The organism is Streptomyces stelliscabiei (genome assembly GCF_014873495.1).
Lineage (GTDB): Bacteria > Actinomycetota > Actinomycetes > Streptomycetales > Streptomycetaceae > Streptomyces > Streptomyces bottropensis.
This window is the reverse complement of the sequence record NZ_JADBGF010000001.1, coordinates 5,613,524-5,629,489: the sequence shown is the minus strand read 5'-3', so window position 1 is coordinate 5,629,489 and position 15,966 is coordinate 5,613,524. Positions and strand designations below refer to the sequence as shown.

The window sequence follows — 15,966 nt, the reverse complement described above, 5'->3', positions numbered from 1 at the left end:
GCCGGGAGCGGGGCACGGGGGACCGGTATCGCCTCGGGCTTCGGCTCTGGCTCGGGCGGGCCCGGTCCGGTCCGGTTGCTCGAAGCGTGGCAGACGACACCCTGGTTGCTCATCGCCTGTGGCACCCCATGACAACGGACGATCACGTGCGGCCCATGCCCCCGGACGTACGCCTGGGCCTGGGCCACCCAGGCCCAGGCCGTCGGCGTGGCGCAGGCGGCCATCAGGATGTCGTTCTGGGCCATGAGCCGGGGCGTACGCCGGTGGGCCGTTAGCGGTCACTGCCGGGGTCCGCGAAGCCGCCGTGGCGGTTCAGGTCACCGGCCACCATCTCGCCGCCACCTCGGCGGGGTCGATCACATGCGCGGGCGGCTCCGTCATCGGTCGCCCGGACGGGTCGTGTGTTCGGCCGGGTCGGTCATGCGAGTTCCGGCCGGAATCTCGCGGGCGAGCCGGGCGTAGCGGGCACGGGCCTCGGCGATCTGCTCACGGTCGGCCGGGCGCAGCCGCTCACGCTCCTTCGCCAGCCGCCCCTGCGCGGCGCGCGCGGCCTCGATGACGGCGGCGTCGGGGACATCCTTGGCCTCCTCCGCCGCGATCCGCGCGCTGTACGCGCCGACCGCCCCGTTGAGGGCCTCGATCGCCACCTCGTACGCAGCCGTCTCCTCGTTCGACCAGTCGTCCGCCTCAAGGTCGTGGGTCACGGAGATACCGTTGCCGCGCGTTGTGTCGTGTGCGGCGTCGCGGGTGTTGTCCCGTGGAGCACCGTGCGGTGTGTCCGGTGCGGTCATGTGTCCCTCCGGTGTCTCGGCGTCCCGTGGTCATCATGCGGGACGGCGGACGAGGGAACCGGGTACCCGGCGACCTCCCTCCGCTCGCCGGCGGTTCGGCGTCCATCGGTGGTTCGAAGCCCCGTCGGCGGCTCAGCCCCCGCTCCACTCCCGCAGCAGCGCCTCCCGCTCCTCGCGGCGCGGGGTGCCCTCGGCGGCGCAAGTGCGGCCCCAGTTCGCCAGGGTCTCCACCTCCGCCGTACCCGCCACGAAGCGCTCCAGCAGCACGACGGAGAGGTCGTACTCGGACTGGACGTAGCCGCCGAGGGCGGCGGCGGACTGCGTGTTCAGTTCGACCGTCCGGTCGACGGTCTCCAGGTGCACCTCGAACGCGGCCGCGGCCTCACCGCCGCCCACGACGGCGTTGGTCACGAGGTCGACGGCCGTGGTGGCGAGCAGTCGGGCCGCGGACCTGATCCGCACGTACCGCACGGCGACCGACCGGATCTCCGACCAGCCCCACACCGCGCTCTGCCCGGTCCCGAGCCCCTCCACCCAGTCCCGCGTCAGCCGCACCCCGGGCCCGAACCCCTCCGGCTGCGCCCCGACGTACACCCCACCGTCCTCGGCGATCCAGAACAGCCCGACCATGGCCATGCGTGCCTCCCCTGTGGCGACCTATGCGTTTCCCCTGGTGAGACGCGGCACGGGCGGTGCTGGTTCAGTGACCGAGTACTGTGCGCTGGGTCACGTCGCGGTCCTGAACGGGGGCGGGGGCGGAAGAGTCGGTGGCGGGCCGAGGGAAGGCAGAGCGGGATCGGCCTCAGGGGTCGGCATCGGGTCCACCGGCAGTGGAGCGAACGGGTGCGCCGTGTGACCCTCCTCGGGCGAACAGGCCGCGAAGGGGCCTGTGTCCGTGTCCATCAGCACCCTCAAATGCGGGTCGAAGTGGTACAGCCACCACGTCGACATGCCGAGGGCCGGCTCCCTGCGCAGGTGCTCCCAGGCCAGCCAGAGCGCGGTGAGCCTGGCGCCGGCCTCGGGGTGCTGCCACCACTGAGGACACCAGGTGACCGACGAGCCGTCGATACGGCGGCGGATCGTCGGTGAGAGGTAGCCGGAGACGAAGGCGTCGACGTCCGCGAAGTAGAACTCGGGCTCCTCGGATCCTGCTTCCGTACCAGTCACCGCTCCACCTCTGCGTGTTCATATGAGTCTTCGAGTCCGACCCCCGCGGCATGACCGCGTGGTCGTGCGAATCCGCCTGGTCGTGCGATGCACGCATGCGGCCCCACCGTCGTCATGGAATCTGCCGCCGACCGACGCCCTACCAATAGGTCGGTTCTTCTCCCGCATCCCACTCGTCCTCCGGCCTGAGCGCGCCGTACAGCCGGGTGACGTGCAGGCGAACGACCAACATGCGCTGGTCGACCGCCTCTTGGTACCGCTCGTTCGGACGGGAGCCGTAGGCAGTGGTCTTCGTGATCAGTTCGCGTCCTGTCGCATCGCCGGGTTCCCGGGTCGGCTCGGAGAGCTCGACCCTGCCTTCCGCGACGACCCACCAACTGCGGTCCAGCGCATCGCAACTCAACCGCGCCCAGGGCCGGCCCATGAATCCGTTGACCAGCCGGCTGTCCTGGCTCCCCCAGAGCCGGGCGACGCGCGTCCGGCTCTCCCAGCAGAATGTCTCCCGAATCGCTCTGGACCCACCCGTGGCCCGGACCATCCGCGCCAGGTCGAACCAGTGTTGCAGCCGTCCCGAGTTGTCCGCGAAGTCCAGGCCGCGCCCCAGGAATCCGGACGCGTCCTCCTGTGTCAGTTCCCTCCCCATGCCCCGGCCCAGGACACCAGGCGCAGAGCGACGTTCCAGGAGGTGGCGTTGGGGTGGTTGACACCCGTGACCTCCCACGTCTCCTCGCCCAACGGGAAGGAATCACCCACGGAAAGCTTTTCCGATCGCCTGTCACCACCGGTGCGCGTGACGGACAACTGCACCACAGCCGCCCTCTCGGCCGTCCGCGGAAGACTTCCGATTCCGCCGATCTTTCCCGCAGCCACCTGAACGACGGCGCCGCCCAAGAGCGTCAGATCCTCGATTGCCATGCAGGAAGCATCCCTATGGGTGCCATCCACCTCCACTGATGGCGAGCCGCACCTCGGCCCGTTCCGATCCTGTCGTGCGGGCACTACCAGCCCGCCGATCCAGCCTCCTCCGACCGTGGTCGTGACCCGCCCGGAGTGGATCACCAGTTCACCGTGCGGCATTTCCGTCCACGTCATTCGTCGAGGGCCTCCGCAGAGGAGGGATCCTCGGGCGGGGTGTCCGCGACGGGTGCGTCCGCAGGAACAGCCACGGCCGTCCACCTGCCGCCGGCGAAGTGCGTGATGTCCACCAGGCGCCAGATCTCCGAGCCCACGGGGAAGGTGTCGTTCGGCTCCAGGCGCTCCTTGCGCTCCGTGCCGTCCGCGTCGACAACGGCCAGCTTCACGCGGGCCGGTCGCGACTCGGTGGCCGACGTGCTGCTCACACCGCCGACCTTTCCTCCTGCGGTCCTCGTAAGCTGCCCGGAGCGGATCACCAACTTGTCCCGCGTCATACGTATCTCCTCTCCAAATACCCCGAGTGGGAGTGTTTCCTCGGTTGTTCGAATGTCCTAGACGAGCGTGCCGAAGAGACCCCACCCTTGGTCGCTGAAGTTCCTGATGAACTCCTCGGTCGACATCTCCTCCGGATCGTTGACACCCCAAGGATTCCGCAAGTGGACCATGCCGTCCTGCGCCCCGACCACCTCGTACACGTGGTTCGGAACCAGCTCGTAGGGCAGTTCTTCTTCGTCTGCGGCCTCGTCGAGCAGGCGTGTCGAGGCCAAGATCGGTTTGCTGTCCGCGAGTTGCTGCTGCAGGTACCCCTCCAGCGCGGGGCCGGCGCCCTCGCCCTGCGGGAACCCACGGATGACGCTGTCCCTGCCCGTGAGCTGGGCGAGGATTTCGGTCTGCTCCCACACGCTGGTGCCCTGGTTGAGCCGTTCGTAGCCGACCGGCGTGGGACCGTCGGGGACATCCGTGTCCGCCTTCCACTCCGCGTCCCAGTCGTTCGTGCGCTCGTCGTCCCAGGTCTGGTCGACTGCGGCCATCGCCTTCTCCAGCACCGCAGCCCACGCCGCCCCTTCCATCTGCGCGAAGACCGGCGTACTGGGATCGTCCTCGACGACGGGAAGTTCCGGCTCGACGACGAGTTCGATCCGCTGGTCGGTGGCCCGGCAGGTGCCGTCCGCTCCGCGTTCCGTGGCGTAGAGGGTCACCGTGTAGGTGCCGTCGGGGTTCTCCTGGACGGCGTTCTCGATGGCCTCGGGGCGGTGCCCCGCGATCGCCCCGAGCGACGCGATGACACCGCAGTCGTTCAGGCTGCCCTGCGCGGTCTGCTCACGCGTGGGCGGGCCGTCGAAGAGCGGCACCTTGCCCTCTGGGGCCTCGTTGATCGGGTCACCGTAGGTCAGCCCTTCGATCTCCTCCCCGTCATCGAAGTACATGTTCTCGATGGGCGGACGATCGACCATCTTCTGGATCTTGTCGCCGGCGTCGCTGGGCTCGCCCGATTCGGCGGATTCCGCGGACTCGACGGGCTGTGCGACCTCGGTGGGCGACGTGGGCTCGGCTACCTCCGCCGACTGCGGGGGGTCCGGTGCACCGACCGAGCCCGTGGACTTTTCATCCAATTGCGGACTGTCATAGGCCTCTTCGACATCCGGCTCCTCGGACTCCACGGGCTGCGCAGATTCCTCCGGCTCGACCGGCTCCTCCGACTCAAGGCTTCCCCCGTCGCCTTCGCCGTCCTGCTCGCCGGAGTCCGCAGACTCCCAGGAACCCTGCGCCGCGCCAGACGACTCCTCGGGCTCCTCCCCTGACTCTGAGAGGGCCTCGGCCAACTCTGCGGGATACTCCGACTGCCCCCACTCAACGGGTTCCCACGGCTCCACCGCTTCGACGGGCTCGATTTGCTCGGCGGACTCAGCGGGCTCGGCCGGCTCGGTCGGCTCGGCCGGCTCGGTCGGCTCGGCCGGCTCGGCCCGTTCAGCGGCCTCGGTCGGCTCGGCCCGTTCAGCGGCCTCGGTCGGCTCGGCGAACTCAGCAGGCTCAATGGACTCAGCAGGCTCGGCCGGCTCGGCCCGTTCAGCGGCCTCGGTCGGCTCGGCGAACTCAGCAGGCTCAATGGACTCAGCAGGCTCGGCCGGCTCGGCCCACTCAGCGGACTCAATCGGCTCAGCCGACTCGGCAGGCTCAATCGGCTCCAGTCGCTGGTCGCCAGCCGCATCATCGCCCGAGTCGTGGAATGACTCCGCGTCTTCCGGCTCCGTCGGTGCGTCCCTGTCCGCCATCTCCCATGACTGCGGAGCGGCGATCTCCGGTGCGGGCGGACGCTCGGCCCCCTGAAACTCGCTCACGTGCTGGACTCCCCGATGTCCGCGATCACTCCGCGCCCCCTGTTGACGGCCGCTCTCCCCGCGTCCGCCTCGGCACCCGCTCGAAGCAGGCGAGAGCCCGGGCGAACTGCTCCGACCAGCCCGACGACGGATCCGCACACCCGACGATCCGTTCCAGCACGGACGGCGTCGCGAGACGCCCGTGGTAGTAGAGCCGGGTGTTCGTACCCTTCGCCGCCTTGAAACGAGGCTCCGCCTGCGGACACGGATCCTGTCCGTCGAGCTGACCCCGCATCATCGCGGCCACATGCTCGGCCAGCGCCTCCGGCGCCGCGGGCGCGCCCACACGGCTGTGAACCGCACGGTCGACGGCCTGACCGACAGCGCAGTCGAGGAGGCGGCGTTCCCCGGCCCGGTACGGTTCGAGGGCCTGCCGCATCGCCTGGCCCGGCAGGGGAGTCGTCCAAGCCAACAGGTGAGCCGCGACGGCCATTTCGGCCCACAGCGCGATCCGGAGCTCGGGTACGTCCATCAACCGCTGCGCCCTGCGCAGGTCGCGGAGGGTGCACGGCTCAGGGGTGCAGCAGGGGCCGCACGCGCGGCTGCGCTCCCCGGTGAGCGCGGCCGCAGACGCCGACCGGATCGCCCCCGCGTCCTCGCGATCCGTCCCGTCCCGCATCCGGACCAGCAGGGGATAGTCCATGCCGTCCGTGAAGACAGCGGCCTCGCCCGGCCGCAGGGTGACCAGGTACTCGGACTGGGCAGCCGTGATGTTCATGGTCGCGCCGACCGCCTCACGGTCGTCCTGGGCCGGGAGGCGGTGCACCACCTTGGCCGCCGTGTTCTTGATGACGTCGGGAAGGAGCTTGGAGGGAATCTGGTCGGCGATGATCAGGCCCTCGCCGTACGCACGGATCTCGGCCAGCAGACCGGCGAACATCTCCACCGCGTGGGCGCTCGCGCCGCCCTCCTCCGAACGGCGGAGCAGCCGGTGAGCCTCCTCGAAGACGCTCAAGTGCCGCAGGGGGAGGGACAGTCGACGGGTCACGCGCTGTTCCATGCGCAGGTGCTCGACGAGCCGGATGAGGATCGTGCCCATCAGGAACGCCTTGTCCTTGTCGTCGCCGACGTCCTCGATCTCGAAGACGACGTTGCGCCGCAGGAGTTCGCCGAAGTCGAGCGGGCGAGCCCCCTCCAGGAAGCGGCCCGTCGTGCCGAGCCTCAGACTGGCCAGGCGGATCTTGATAAAACCCCGGACGTTGTCGGCGACCTCCTTGCCGTAGCCGATGTCGGTCACGACCTGCAAGGCCGTGTGCTCCAGGTCCTCGAGGGTGGGATAGCGGGGCTCGGTGCCGGGGACGAGCGGTTCGCCGAGGGTGAGGTCCCAGCCCAGGTCCTCGTAGCAGCGGGTCAGCGCGGCACTCAGGACCTGCGGGAACGGTTCCTGCGGGTCGAAGGAGGCCAGGAACAGCGCGCGCACCATGTCGAGGTGCGTCTGGAGGGGGAAGTGCTCGCCGTTGGCGTAGGCCGAGGGCTCCAGGGGGTTCAGGCCGGCCGGAAGCGCGTCGGGGTCGCCGGGTTTGATGACGACGACCTCGCTCGTGTCGCCGAGCCGAGCCGACATGAACCGGTACTCGGCCTTGGCCGGCTCCACCACCAGCCATGGGATGCCCGCATGGGTCGCGGCCTCCAGCAGGCCGCGCACGGTCTGGGACTTGCCGCCGCCGGTCGCCCCGCACACGAAGGTGTGCCGGTTGAGGGTGGAGCGGGTCAGTTCCAGGTCGCCCACGGGGCTGCGGTTGCGGTCGAGCACCGAACCGAGCCGGACCGGAGGCGGGGTGTCGGCTGTGGCCGGACGGCCGGTGGTCTCGGGGGTGACGTCGAACTCCGGGCGCAGCGCGAACCGTACGCCCGGAATCTCCTGGGCGGGCGGCCTGGCCAGGGATGCCAGCAGGTCGGATCCGGCACGGAAGGGGTACTCCTCCGGGGCGGGAAGAGCTCCGCCGAGCACCGTGGGCAGGTCCCCGACCCGCCCGGTCGGCCGGAGCGCGTAGGGCAGCCCTTCCAGGTCCGCCGACGCGCAGACGAGCGCGGCGACACGGGTCGCGTCCTCCGACGTACGGCCGCCGGCCAGCAGCCGTATGCGCCACAGTCCGGTGGCCGCCGCCTTGGCCAGGTCCTTGTGGCGTCGCTCCAACCGGGCCGCCGCGATGGCGTACTCGGGCGAGCCGTCCGCCTTGGACATCGCGCGGCGTTGTGCGTCGGCGATGTCGCCGGTCAGATCGTCGAGTTCGTCGGTGGGCACCGGTTCGGCGAACACCATCCAGGCGAAAGGCTCCTGCCAGACCGCCAGGAGGCAGTCCTCCAGACTGGGCCGCTGCCGTGCGGCGCCGCTCCCCGTGGCGTTGGGCTCCGCGTCGACGAGCAGCCCGTCGGTCACACCCGCGACGGCGCTCCAGTGCGGGAAGTCGGCGAACAGGGATGCCGCGGTACCCGTCGGCTGGGCCGACCCGCGTGCGCCGGCGGGCAGTCGTAGCAGCGTGCTGCCGCTCTCCGCGTCGGCGCGACCGCCGAGCAGCGTGCTCCCTCCGACCATCACGTCGATGGGCCGGTCCGCCGCGCGGCGCGCCCAACCGACGAACACCGCTCCGCCCGTCGGGTCGTCGGGGCGTCGTGCGTGGTGCGCTGAGACCAGGGCGGCGAGCCGTTGGGCGTGCAGGTCGTCGCCTGGACCGTCGAGCCGGTCGTCCGTGCGGCGTTGGCGCGGGACCTCGCGCAGCAGGCAGGCCTCCATACCGACGAAGCGCTGCCATGTCTCGTCGTACGACGCGGTGTTCATCGGGTGCAGACCCTTCCCGCCCGCTGATCGGCGCGCATCCACCGCTGCGTCCCGGCCGTATGCGACCGGACCGCGTCACAGCGGCCCCAGACCGGGGGCTCAGGGTCAGAAGGGTCAGGCTTCCTGCCGTACCGCTCGAAGGTGTCGCGGGAGACGGCCCCTACGTCGGCTTCACTCTGGCGAACGAGCGAACCACCCCAGTTGCCGGAGATGTCCGGCAGTGTGAAGAAAGGGGCGTCATCCTGTGCTTGACCGGAATCGTGCGCAAGCAGTGCGGTTGGCAACGTCTCCCCCGTTATCGATCTTGCGCCTATACCCTAGAGGCGTGCGGAGCCCAGGCCAAGCCTTGCAAATGTGACTTCGTTTCCCGCGGTTGCAACTGGACTCGGGGGGCGATTTCGTGCAGCATGTTTCGGCTGCGAATCAATGACTGGCTGCCGCTTCGGCGGTCACGGGGGCGAGTTCCATCACCAGAGGCGTACGTGCTGCCGCCCTCGGACGGTCATATCCCAACTGTCCATATGTGGACGCCCCTTGGGCCCACATTCTTCCCAGGGGCGGACCTCTTACGTGACCCATCCTGTCGATCCGCACCAACCGGGCCGGCCGGTCGGCCCCGGCCACCCTCCCCACGGTGACTTCCCCCACGGCTACCCTCCCCAGGGCCAGCCGCACCAGGTACCGCCCGCGTACCCGGCTCCGGGTGCGCCGCAGGCCATGCCGCCGTACAGTGCCCCGGTCCAGCCCCCGCAGGCGTACGCGCCGGGCCCGGCCCACCCTCCTCCGGCGCCACCGCCCTACCAGGCGGTCCCGCCCCAGCAGCCGGTTCCACCTCAGCAGTTCGCGCCACCGCCGTATCCGCAACCCCACTCGTACCCGCACCCGCCACATCCCCAACAGCACTATCCGGCGCCCGCACACGCGTCTCAACCGCCGTACGGCACAGCGCAGATGCCGCCCCAGGCTCCCCACCACCCGCTGTACGCGGCTCCGCAGCCACCTCTTCCGCAGGCGCCCCAGCCCACGCACTTCGCACCGCCACCCCCAGCGCCTTCCCCCGTCCCCACCAGCACCCCCGGTGCCGAGTTCCCCCCTGCATACGCTCCGGCCGGCACCCCCGAGGTCCGTCGCGGGGCCGATTCCTCCTCCGTGACCACCCTGCTGCTCAACATCCCCCTCTTCCTGGGCAGCCTGCTGGTGATGTTCCTGATATCGCTGTCCATGCCGAGCGGTGTGGACGTGGCGTTCGTCGTGGCGTGGCTGGCATCGGGCGCCCTGGTGTTCAACCGGCCGACCGAGCGTGGCCTGGCGAAGCTGTACTTCAAGATGCGCGAGCCCATGGGCAGCGAACTCGCCGTACTCCAGCCGATCTGGTACGAGGTCACCCAACGGGCCGGCGTCGACGGATCCCGGTACGACCTGTGGATGGAGGACACCGACGAGCTGAACGCCTCAGCCGCCGCAGGCCACATCGTCGGTGTCACACGCGGCGCCATGCGCAACCTCCCGCCCCAGCAACTGGCCGCCGTACTCGCCCACGAGCTGGGCCATCATGTCGGCGGCCACGCGTGGGCCGGGCTGCTCGGCCACTGGTACGCTCTGCCCGCCCGGCTCGTCATGAGCACCCTGAGGCTCGTGATCCGCGTCCTCGCCGCGATCTCCGAGATCCTCGCCGGGCTGTTCGTGATGTTCCTCGGAGTACTGGCCATCGCCCTGCTGTTCACCTTCCCGGCCGCGTTGGCCCTCTACGCCGTACCGTTCCTGCTCGCCTGGTCCGGTCGCCAGGGCGAGCTGCGGGCCGACCGGTTCGCGGGCCTCATCGGCTACGGCCCCCTCCTGGTCTCCGTGTTCACCGCGTGGCACGCGGCGGGAGCCGACGACGCCATCCGCAAGCAGCGAACGATGGCGCGCCTCATGTCCACACATCCGCCGCTGCACAAGCGCATACGCGCGATCGAGACCTTCGTCGCCTGACCGGCCTGGAGCCCTCCCATGACGATCGAGAACACCGAGGCCGGGCCGCTCGGCCCGTATCTGAGACTGTTCGACGCCGGCCAGCGCGTCGGTTGGACCTACCGCGACCCCGAGTCGCTGCGTCAGCCGTTCGTCGAAGCCGAGCCGCAGCGCGCGGAGCTGGACGGCAGCTACGAGAACCGTGTGCAGGCCGCCCGACTGGACCGCAAGGACCGCATCAGCTCCGCGCTGCGGATCGGCATCGTCGTCGCCGTGGTGTTCTACCTGCTGAGCCTGCTCTTCACGGTGATGCTCACCATCGGCGGTGTCGTCGTCGGCATCCTGGTGGTGCGCGCCCTCTACGCCTCGCTGCGGTACACCGCCGCCACCCGTGCCCGCACCGCCCAGGCGAAGGCGCTGGAGGAACGTTTCCACCACGACTGGCAGTCGTGGCACCAGCGCTGGACGCTCCACGAGGCCCAGCAGACGCAGTGGATCGCCGGTCTGGACGCCTGGGGCGCGCTGCCTTTCGGAGCGGGCACCCGGCGCCTGGACGTCTTCGGCGGCAGCCAGCGCGGCCGCGAGGGCTTCCTCACGGTCTTCGGCGCGTCAACGCTGGCCCAGCGGCCGCTGATCGTGCTGGACCTGACCCAGGCCCTGGTGTGCCGGGAGCTGTCCGTGCTCGCCGAGGCGGGCGGCGTGCCCGTGGATGTGCAGCTGCTGCCCAGCCGTATGACGGAGAGCGGCATCGTGGGCGGGCTCGCGCCGCACGAACTGGTGCAGGCGCTGGTCGAGGCCATGCACGGGGACAGCCCGGAGTCGGCCCGGTCCGATCGTGCCGTGTACACCCGGATCCTCACCCAACTGTGCGGCGCGCTGGGCGAGGACGTGTCCCTGGCGCGGCTCGGTGCCGGGTTGCGGGTCCTTGTGGGCGAGGCCGACGACGCCAAGGCGCTGAGCAGGGAGGAGCGCAACCGCATCGCGGACGATCTGTTCAGCGACAAGAACAAGGACCAGATGCGGGACAGCCTCATCCGGCTGGCGTCCTTCGTGCACCCGCTGGAGCAGCTGGGAACGGCCCGTGAGGGGCGTGGGCCCGGCTATCTGACCTGCGTCGCCCTGGACTTCGGTGCGGGTTCAGCGAGCGCGGAACTGCTGGCCGACCTCGCCCTGCAGAGTGTGATGCGGCGGCTCTCCTCGTTCCAGGAGGAGGCTCCGTGTGTCGTCGTGATGCTCGGCGAGCAGGGCCTCCAGCGACGCCATCTCGAACAGCTGGCCCAGCTGTGCGAGCGCAGGGGCGCCCAACTGACCCTTGTGCACTCGCATTTGCGCGATTCCGGACAGGAACTCATCGGCGGCGGAACGGTCGCCTTCATGCGGCTCGGCAACCACCAGGAAGCCACGATCGCCGCCGACTTCCTGGGCCGCCACCACTCCTTCGTCCTGCACTCGCTGACGGACACCGAGGGCCGGACCGTCAACACGTCCGTCGCCAAGACGATCGGTTCCTCCACCAGCCGTGGCACCACCACCAGCCACTCGGAGACCTACGGCCGGAACTGGGGCAGCAGCAGCTCCACGACCTACCAGGGTTGGTTCAACCCGCTCTCGACGTCGGAATCCACCAACTCGGGCGGCAGCTACAGCGAGACGACGGGGACCTCCACGAGCGTCACCCACACCACGAACGAGTCCACCACCCACACGACCGGTGACAGTGACAGCACGAGCCTGGCGACCGGGCGGCAACGTGTCTACGAGTACGCCCTCGAACCCACGCAGCTCCAGTCGCTCGCCGAGTTCAACCTGCTGGTGGTGGAACGGCAGCCCGGCGGCGCCGTCCAGGTGCACGCCGGCGACTGCAACCCCAACGTCGTCCTCCTGGACCGGGTGAGCACGCAGCCGCTGCCCCGCTTCGACACACCGCCGCAGCACATCCCCGCTCCCGCCATCACGACCGATCAGGTGTATGTCGCTCCGCAGCAGCCGTACGCCCCCGTACAGCCCCCCGTGGCGCCCCAACAGTCGTACACCGAGTCACCTCAGCAGCCGTACGCTCCGGCTGCCGCACAGGCCCAGTGGATGCCCCCGCTCCAGCCGCCCCAGCCGCCGAGCGGCTGGACCCAGGGGCCGCCGCCGAACTGGCCGGGACAGTAGCTCTGATGGGAGCCGGGCGCCGAAGGACGAGGTGCACCTCATGGCCCACCTGATCGCCGGCCGCAGCCCGCGGCAGGTGCTCGACGAACTGCTCGCGCTCAGGATCAGCGGCTGGCCCGGCCGCTGGTCCGCGATGCCGGAGGACGAGGAGGATCTGAAGCAGTGGTACGGGGGCCTCAGTTGGGTGCCCCTTTGGCTCCACAGCAACCGGCAGTACGTGCGGACGGCACCCGGAGGACGCTTTCACTTCGTCCGCAACGGGACCTCCAGGCAGCCGATCACCTCCATCAGCTCGACCGTCTGGGCGGTTCGAGGGGAGACCCTCGACGAGAACCCACGGCTGCGCGAGCTGGCCTTCGAGCGTTCGCAGGCCTACGCGGGCGCCATCACGGCCGAGTTGGGAGCCCCTCAGTGGCAGGGCGCGGGAAACTCCCTCGGCTTCCCCGTGATGCCGCAGCACAGTCCCCGAAACAGCGCATCACGGCCCCAGCGCTTGGCGCTGTGGCCGCTGAACGGCCCGGGATCACCGCTGATCGAACTCACCATGTTGCTCGACATGGGCTCCGAGGAACGCCCCTACCTCGCGAACTCGCGGATCGAACTGCACTGCCACCGCGCCGAGGATCACCGTTGAGACAGTCTTCGAGGAATACGACGGGCAGGTGACGAACAGTGGCGACCGCGAGAAGCAACCGGTCTCCCGCCCAACTGGCGGACGAATTGAGGGAACTCGAGCGAGTGCACTGGCCCACGGTATGGGCGGGACCTCCCGCTCCGGGCCTACCGCTGGAGGACTGGTGCGCCCAGTTCGGCTGGAAGCCGCAGTCCGCCGAATGGGCTCTGGACGTGACCGGCTCCACCGGACAGGGCATGGCGCTCTACCCCGTCCAGGAGCGCGGTTGGGCACCGGTGCAGCTCGTCAGCTGGACCCCTTGGCAACTGTGCGCCGACGACACCTCCGAGAACGACGCCGTCCTCGACCGGGCGGCCGACGCCTGGAGCGCCTTCCAAGCGGCCCTCCGGCCGGTCCTCGGTGAGCCGGAGTTCTCGGGAGCCTGGGACGACCCGGACTTCCCCGAGCCCTGGCACGAGCACCACTGGCTCATGCCCCGCGATCTCCGACTGGAGGACATGAGCCCGTACCGGGTGACGATCTGGCGGGAACGCCATCCCGAGGACCGCGTCACCGTGCTCGGAGTGGACCTGGGCCCCGCACTCGACCCGGGCGAGCTACGACACGCTTTGATCACCATCGAATGCCGCCCACCCGAGATCTGATCCGCACGACATCACGGCGCAGCGATCAGATGACGCAGGGGATGGCCGGGCGCCAGATCCGCAGGTCGAGCTGAGCGGCTTCGCCTTCGTAGCTCCGCTCCAGGAATCCGCCCCGCATGAAGAGCCCGATGGCGGGAGCGGGCTCGCCCGGCGAGGGCCATATCGCCACCCAGCGGGTGTCGACGGGGAAGCGCAGGCCCTGGCTCCGGCTCCTCCACTGCTTCGGGTACCCCGATCCGTGAGGGGAACCGCAGTACCCGGGTCCGCCCAGGATCTCGGTGGCGGCGGCCACACAGTCCGTCCACAGGGCATCCGCGGGGTCGAGCACGTTCCTGTGGTGGCGCGAGGAGGGCCTGGAGCTGATCCTCCAGAGCTTTGCCTCCAGCCAGTTCACGCGTGCGGGGTAGCGGAGCACCGGGGGCAGCCACAGGGAGAGGCCTTTCCCTGTGGAGACGGAGACGCACTGTGATGTGTCGACGCCGGACACGGTCCAGTCGAGTCGCCGCGCCCAGCGCTCCAGTTCGTCGAGCGAGGCGAATGCCCGGTTCCACCGGTGGTCGCCGAAGATCACGTCCCAGTCCCAGGTCGAGACCGCTCTCAGCTGGGTGGCCACGTCCTGCCAGGTCGTGTCAGGCTTGTCGACCGGGTCGGGATCGCCGAAGATTCGCCGGGCCCCTGGAGCCGCTCCCCTGCTGGTGACGTCGACGACCTTCTCCACTTCGGCGTCGCTGTCGTCCAGCACGATGCGCGCGGGATCGTGCAGTTCCAGGTTGACGGAGTGTCGGCCGTAGATGTCGGCGAAAACCTCGATGGTGATCACTGCGGAGCCGGGCTCCGGAGGATTCCACACGGCCAGCCGGTACGGGTTGTGCCGCCGCCGCTCGTCAGGAGAGCCGTACCTGCGGCCGAAGCTGACGGGGAATCCGGCGCCGTCCCAGGCCCCCTCCCATGTCGGCGCGCCGAGAACAAGCCGAGCGGCCGCCAGGTACTCGGCCCACGCCATGGCCGCCTCAGCCGCTTCCCTGTCGTGCACCCCCCTGTGCCGGTCAGGATCGCCGCCGGTCCACAGCCGATGGGAGGCCCGGGCGTAGTCCTGCGAATGGGACGTCGGGGTCTCCAGGTGATGCCGCTTCCCGGTGCGGGTCTGCACCGTTATCGGCCCCCAGTCGTTGGTGCGCCACTGGAAGTCGATCACCTGCCAGTCGAACTGGGCGAGCCAGGCGGGGTCGGGCTCATAGCCTCCGCCTGCTCCTGGCCAGACCTTTCTCCAGTCGACTTCGGTCAGCACCGCGAGTTCCGTCGCCAACTCCTGAGGTGTCGTGTGGACCTGGGGACCGGCTACGGGCTCGCTGTTCACAGCGGACAAGGCAAGCAACTCCCTCGGTACAGGGGTCGCCTACGACGACGGATCCGCACACTCGTCGACCCCGGCATTATTATCGTCTATTCGACGATAACATCTAGATCATGAAGCCCGGAACCGCGAACACCCTCCGCCCCTCCCGGCTGACGGATCACCAACTGGCTCGGAGGCCGCGAAGCCGGCCGTCGGCTGGGTCCCCGCCGTCACCTCCCCGTCAGCGGACAGACAGGACCGGGGGTGTCGACTGGTCGCTCCGCAGCACTCCGGCTCCGGACACTTGGAGATGTACGCCTGGGTGCCAGGTACAAGTCCTGGGCCCGCCCTCCACCGGTGACGGCTCTGGCGGTCTCACGGCCCTATCGGGCCAACGCGGCCCGCAGGTTCATCCCGTACTTCGTGCGTAGTCGACGTATCTCCCAGACGGACAGTGCCGTCACCGACAGCGGGCCGCCGAGCAGGAAGGAGTACAGCACCTCCGGCGGAGCCGAGACGTCGGGACCGTCGGAGAGGCTGATGAAGAACAGCGACCAGACCAGCAGCGGCGAGAGGAGTCCGGGCAGCATCTCGTGCACATCGCCCACGCGGAAGCATGAGTTGAGCGCCGTGTAGGTGGTCACCGGAATGGCGACCGCGGAGACGAGCATCAGAACGAAGCAGGCGACGGGAGCCACGAGGGCCAGCAGGCCGAGCGCCGGACCGAGGATCACGGTACCGGTGCCTGCTTCTGGGTCATCGGCCTCGGACAACCACGTGTTGAGGCCATCCGGAGAAAGGGCGTTGCCGCGCACCGCTTGGAGCATGAGGCAGAACATGCCCATCTCCAGGGCGAGGACGGCGAGCACCGCCAGCGGACTCACGAGACGTCGCGCGTAGAGGCGCCGCAGCGGCGGGCGCGCCGCGAAGATGAAGACCGTGATGCCTACAGCTCCGGCAGCCACCAGAACGGCACAGTCCGTCATCAGATTCTCGACGTAATCATGGTCACGTCATTCATATCCACCGGACTGTGCCCGGTCACCGCTCACCGCGCCGATCCGCCCCTCCGAGCACAGTGGTGATGGCTGGAGCCGCCATGGGGCACCGTGCCGGCGGGCGGGAGTCCGGGAATCCCGACCACCCACCGCCGCTACAGCTCCAGGACCGCCGACCTTCCCCCCCGTCACCGCCTCTCTCCATGATCTGCGA

General features: G+C 69.7%; 14 protein-coding genes. 4 read left to right on the top strand and 10 right to left on the bottom strand.

The window, feature by feature from the left end; genetic code table 11:
• Nucleotides 1-377 precede the first annotated feature (377 nt).
• The 8 genes from H4687_RS24785 to H4687_RS24750 form a co-directional block, all read right to left on the bottom strand.
• The gene (locus tag H4687_RS24785; protein WP_233443516.1) at nucleotides 378-704 is read right to left on the bottom strand and encodes a hypothetical protein; all 327 of its coding nucleotides are present in this window, start codon (nucleotides 702-704) and stop codon (nucleotides 378-380) included.
• A 219-nt stretch (nucleotides 705-923) separates the two neighbouring features.
• The gene (locus H4687_RS24780) at nucleotides 924-1,427 is read right to left on the bottom strand and encodes a hypothetical protein (protein ID WP_046916021.1); all 504 of its coding nucleotides are present in this window, start codon (nucleotides 1,425-1,427) and stop codon (nucleotides 924-926) included.
• Nucleotides 1,428-1,517: 90 nt separating this feature from the next.
• A complete protein-coding gene (locus tag H4687_RS24775; RefSeq protein WP_078907377.1) occupies nucleotides 1,518-1,958 on the bottom strand; it encodes a DUF4913 domain-containing protein in 441 nt (146 codons plus the stop codon).
• A gap of 139 nt (nucleotides 1,959-2,097) precedes the next feature.
• Nucleotides 2,098-2,601 (bottom strand): pyridoxamine 5'-phosphate oxidase family protein, encoded by a 504-nt coding sequence (locus H4687_RS24770; RefSeq protein ID WP_050398804.1) that lies wholly within the window; start codon nucleotides 2,599-2,601, stop codon nucleotides 2,098-2,100.
• Nucleotides 2,586-2,873, bottom strand: a complete 288-nt coding sequence (locus H4687_RS24765) for a DUF6406 domain-containing protein (protein WP_046916020.1) — start codon at nucleotides 2,871-2,873, stop codon at nucleotides 2,586-2,588. The genes H4687_RS24770 and H4687_RS24765 overlap by 16 nt, the downstream gene beginning before the upstream one ends.
• Before the next feature lie 173 nt (nucleotides 2,874-3,046).
• Complete coding sequence (locus H4687_RS24760; protein ID WP_046916019.1) at nucleotides 3,047-3,367, bottom strand: DUF6406 domain-containing protein; 321 nt, start codon at nucleotides 3,365-3,367, stop codon at nucleotides 3,047-3,049.
• 57 nt (nucleotides 3,368-3,424) lie between these two features.
• A complete protein-coding gene (locus H4687_RS24755) occupies nucleotides 3,425-5,212 on the bottom strand; it encodes a hypothetical protein (protein ID WP_050398806.1) in 1,788 nt (595 codons plus the stop codon).
• Nucleotides 5,213-5,237: 25 nt separating this feature from the next.
• Nucleotides 5,238-8,030, bottom strand: coding sequence for an ATP-binding protein (locus tag H4687_RS24750; RefSeq protein ID WP_046916018.1), 2,793 nt, complete (start codon nucleotides 8,028-8,030; stop codon nucleotides 5,238-5,240).
• A gap of 1,149 nt (nucleotides 8,031-9,179) precedes the next feature.
• Between H4687_RS24750 and H4687_RS24745 the strand changes: the two genes are divergently transcribed.
• From H4687_RS24745 to H4687_RS24730, 4 genes are all read left to right on the top strand, one after another.
• Nucleotides 9,180-10,004 (top strand): M48 family metalloprotease, encoded by an 825-nt coding sequence (locus H4687_RS24745; RefSeq protein ID WP_046919835.1) that lies wholly within the window; start codon nucleotides 9,180-9,182, stop codon nucleotides 10,002-10,004.
• Between the two features lie 18 nt (nucleotides 10,005-10,022).
• Nucleotides 10,023-12,140 carry a hypothetical protein gene (locus H4687_RS24740; protein WP_078907378.1) on the top strand — a complete coding sequence of 706 codons (2,118 nt, stop codon included), beginning with the start codon at nucleotides 10,023-10,025 and terminating at the stop codon, nucleotides 12,138-12,140.
• Between the two features lie 40 nt (nucleotides 12,141-12,180).
• On the top strand, nucleotides 12,181-12,774 hold the full coding sequence (locus tag H4687_RS24735) for a hypothetical protein (protein WP_046919834.1): 594 nt from the start codon (nucleotides 12,181-12,183) through the stop codon (nucleotides 12,772-12,774).
• Between the two features lie 104 nt (nucleotides 12,775-12,878).
• The gene (locus H4687_RS24730) at nucleotides 12,879-13,418 is read left to right on the top strand and encodes a hypothetical protein (RefSeq protein WP_233443517.1); all 540 of its coding nucleotides are present in this window, start codon (nucleotides 12,879-12,881) and stop codon (nucleotides 13,416-13,418) included.
• A gap of 25 nt (nucleotides 13,419-13,443) precedes the next feature.
• On the opposite strand, the gene H4687_RS24725 is transcribed toward H4687_RS24730, so the two are convergent.
• Both H4687_RS24725 and H4687_RS24720 read right to left on the bottom strand, forming a co-directional pair.
• Nucleotides 13,444-14,775 carry a hypothetical protein gene (locus tag H4687_RS24725; RefSeq protein ID WP_233443524.1) on the bottom strand — a complete coding sequence of 444 codons (1,332 nt, stop codon included), beginning with the start codon at nucleotides 14,773-14,775 and terminating at the stop codon, nucleotides 13,444-13,446.
• A 362-nt stretch (nucleotides 14,776-15,137) separates the two neighbouring features.
• A complete protein-coding gene (locus H4687_RS24720; protein ID WP_050398807.1) occupies nucleotides 15,138-15,740 on the bottom strand; it encodes a hypothetical protein in 603 nt (200 codons plus the stop codon).
• Between the last annotated feature and the right edge of the window lie 226 nt (nucleotides 15,741-15,966).

Bases quoted from the DNA above. Each gene is read 5' to 3' on its own strand.
- H4687_RS24720 (WP_050398807.1), bottom strand. From the start codon at position 15,740: ATGACGGACTGTGCCGTTCTGGTGGCTGCCGGAGCTGTAGGCATCACG.
- H4687_RS24760 (WP_046916019.1), bottom strand. From the start codon at position 3,367: ATGACGCGGGACAAGTTGGTGATCCGCTCCGGGCAGCTTACGAGGACC.
- H4687_RS24735 (WP_046919834.1), top strand. From the start codon at position 12,181: ATGGCCCACCTGATCGCCGGCCGCAGCCCGCGGCAGGTGCTCGACGAA.
- H4687_RS24750 (WP_046916018.1), bottom strand. From the start codon at position 8,030: ATGAACACCGCGTCGTACGACGAGACATGGCAGCGCTTCGTCGGTATG.
- H4687_RS24780 (WP_046916021.1), bottom strand. From the start codon at position 1,427: ATGGCCATGGTCGGGCTGTTCTGGATCGCCGAGGACGGTGGGGTGTAC.
- H4687_RS24765 (WP_046916020.1), bottom strand. From the start codon at position 2,873: ATGGCAATCGAGGATCTGACGCTCTTGGGCGGCGCCGTCGTTCAGGTG.
- H4687_RS24770 (WP_050398804.1), bottom strand. From the start codon at position 2,601: ATGGGGAGGGAACTGACACAGGAGGACGCGTCCGGATTCCTGGGGCGC.
- H4687_RS24740 (WP_078907378.1), top strand. From the start codon at position 10,023: ATGACGATCGAGAACACCGAGGCCGGGCCGCTCGGCCCGTATCTGAGA.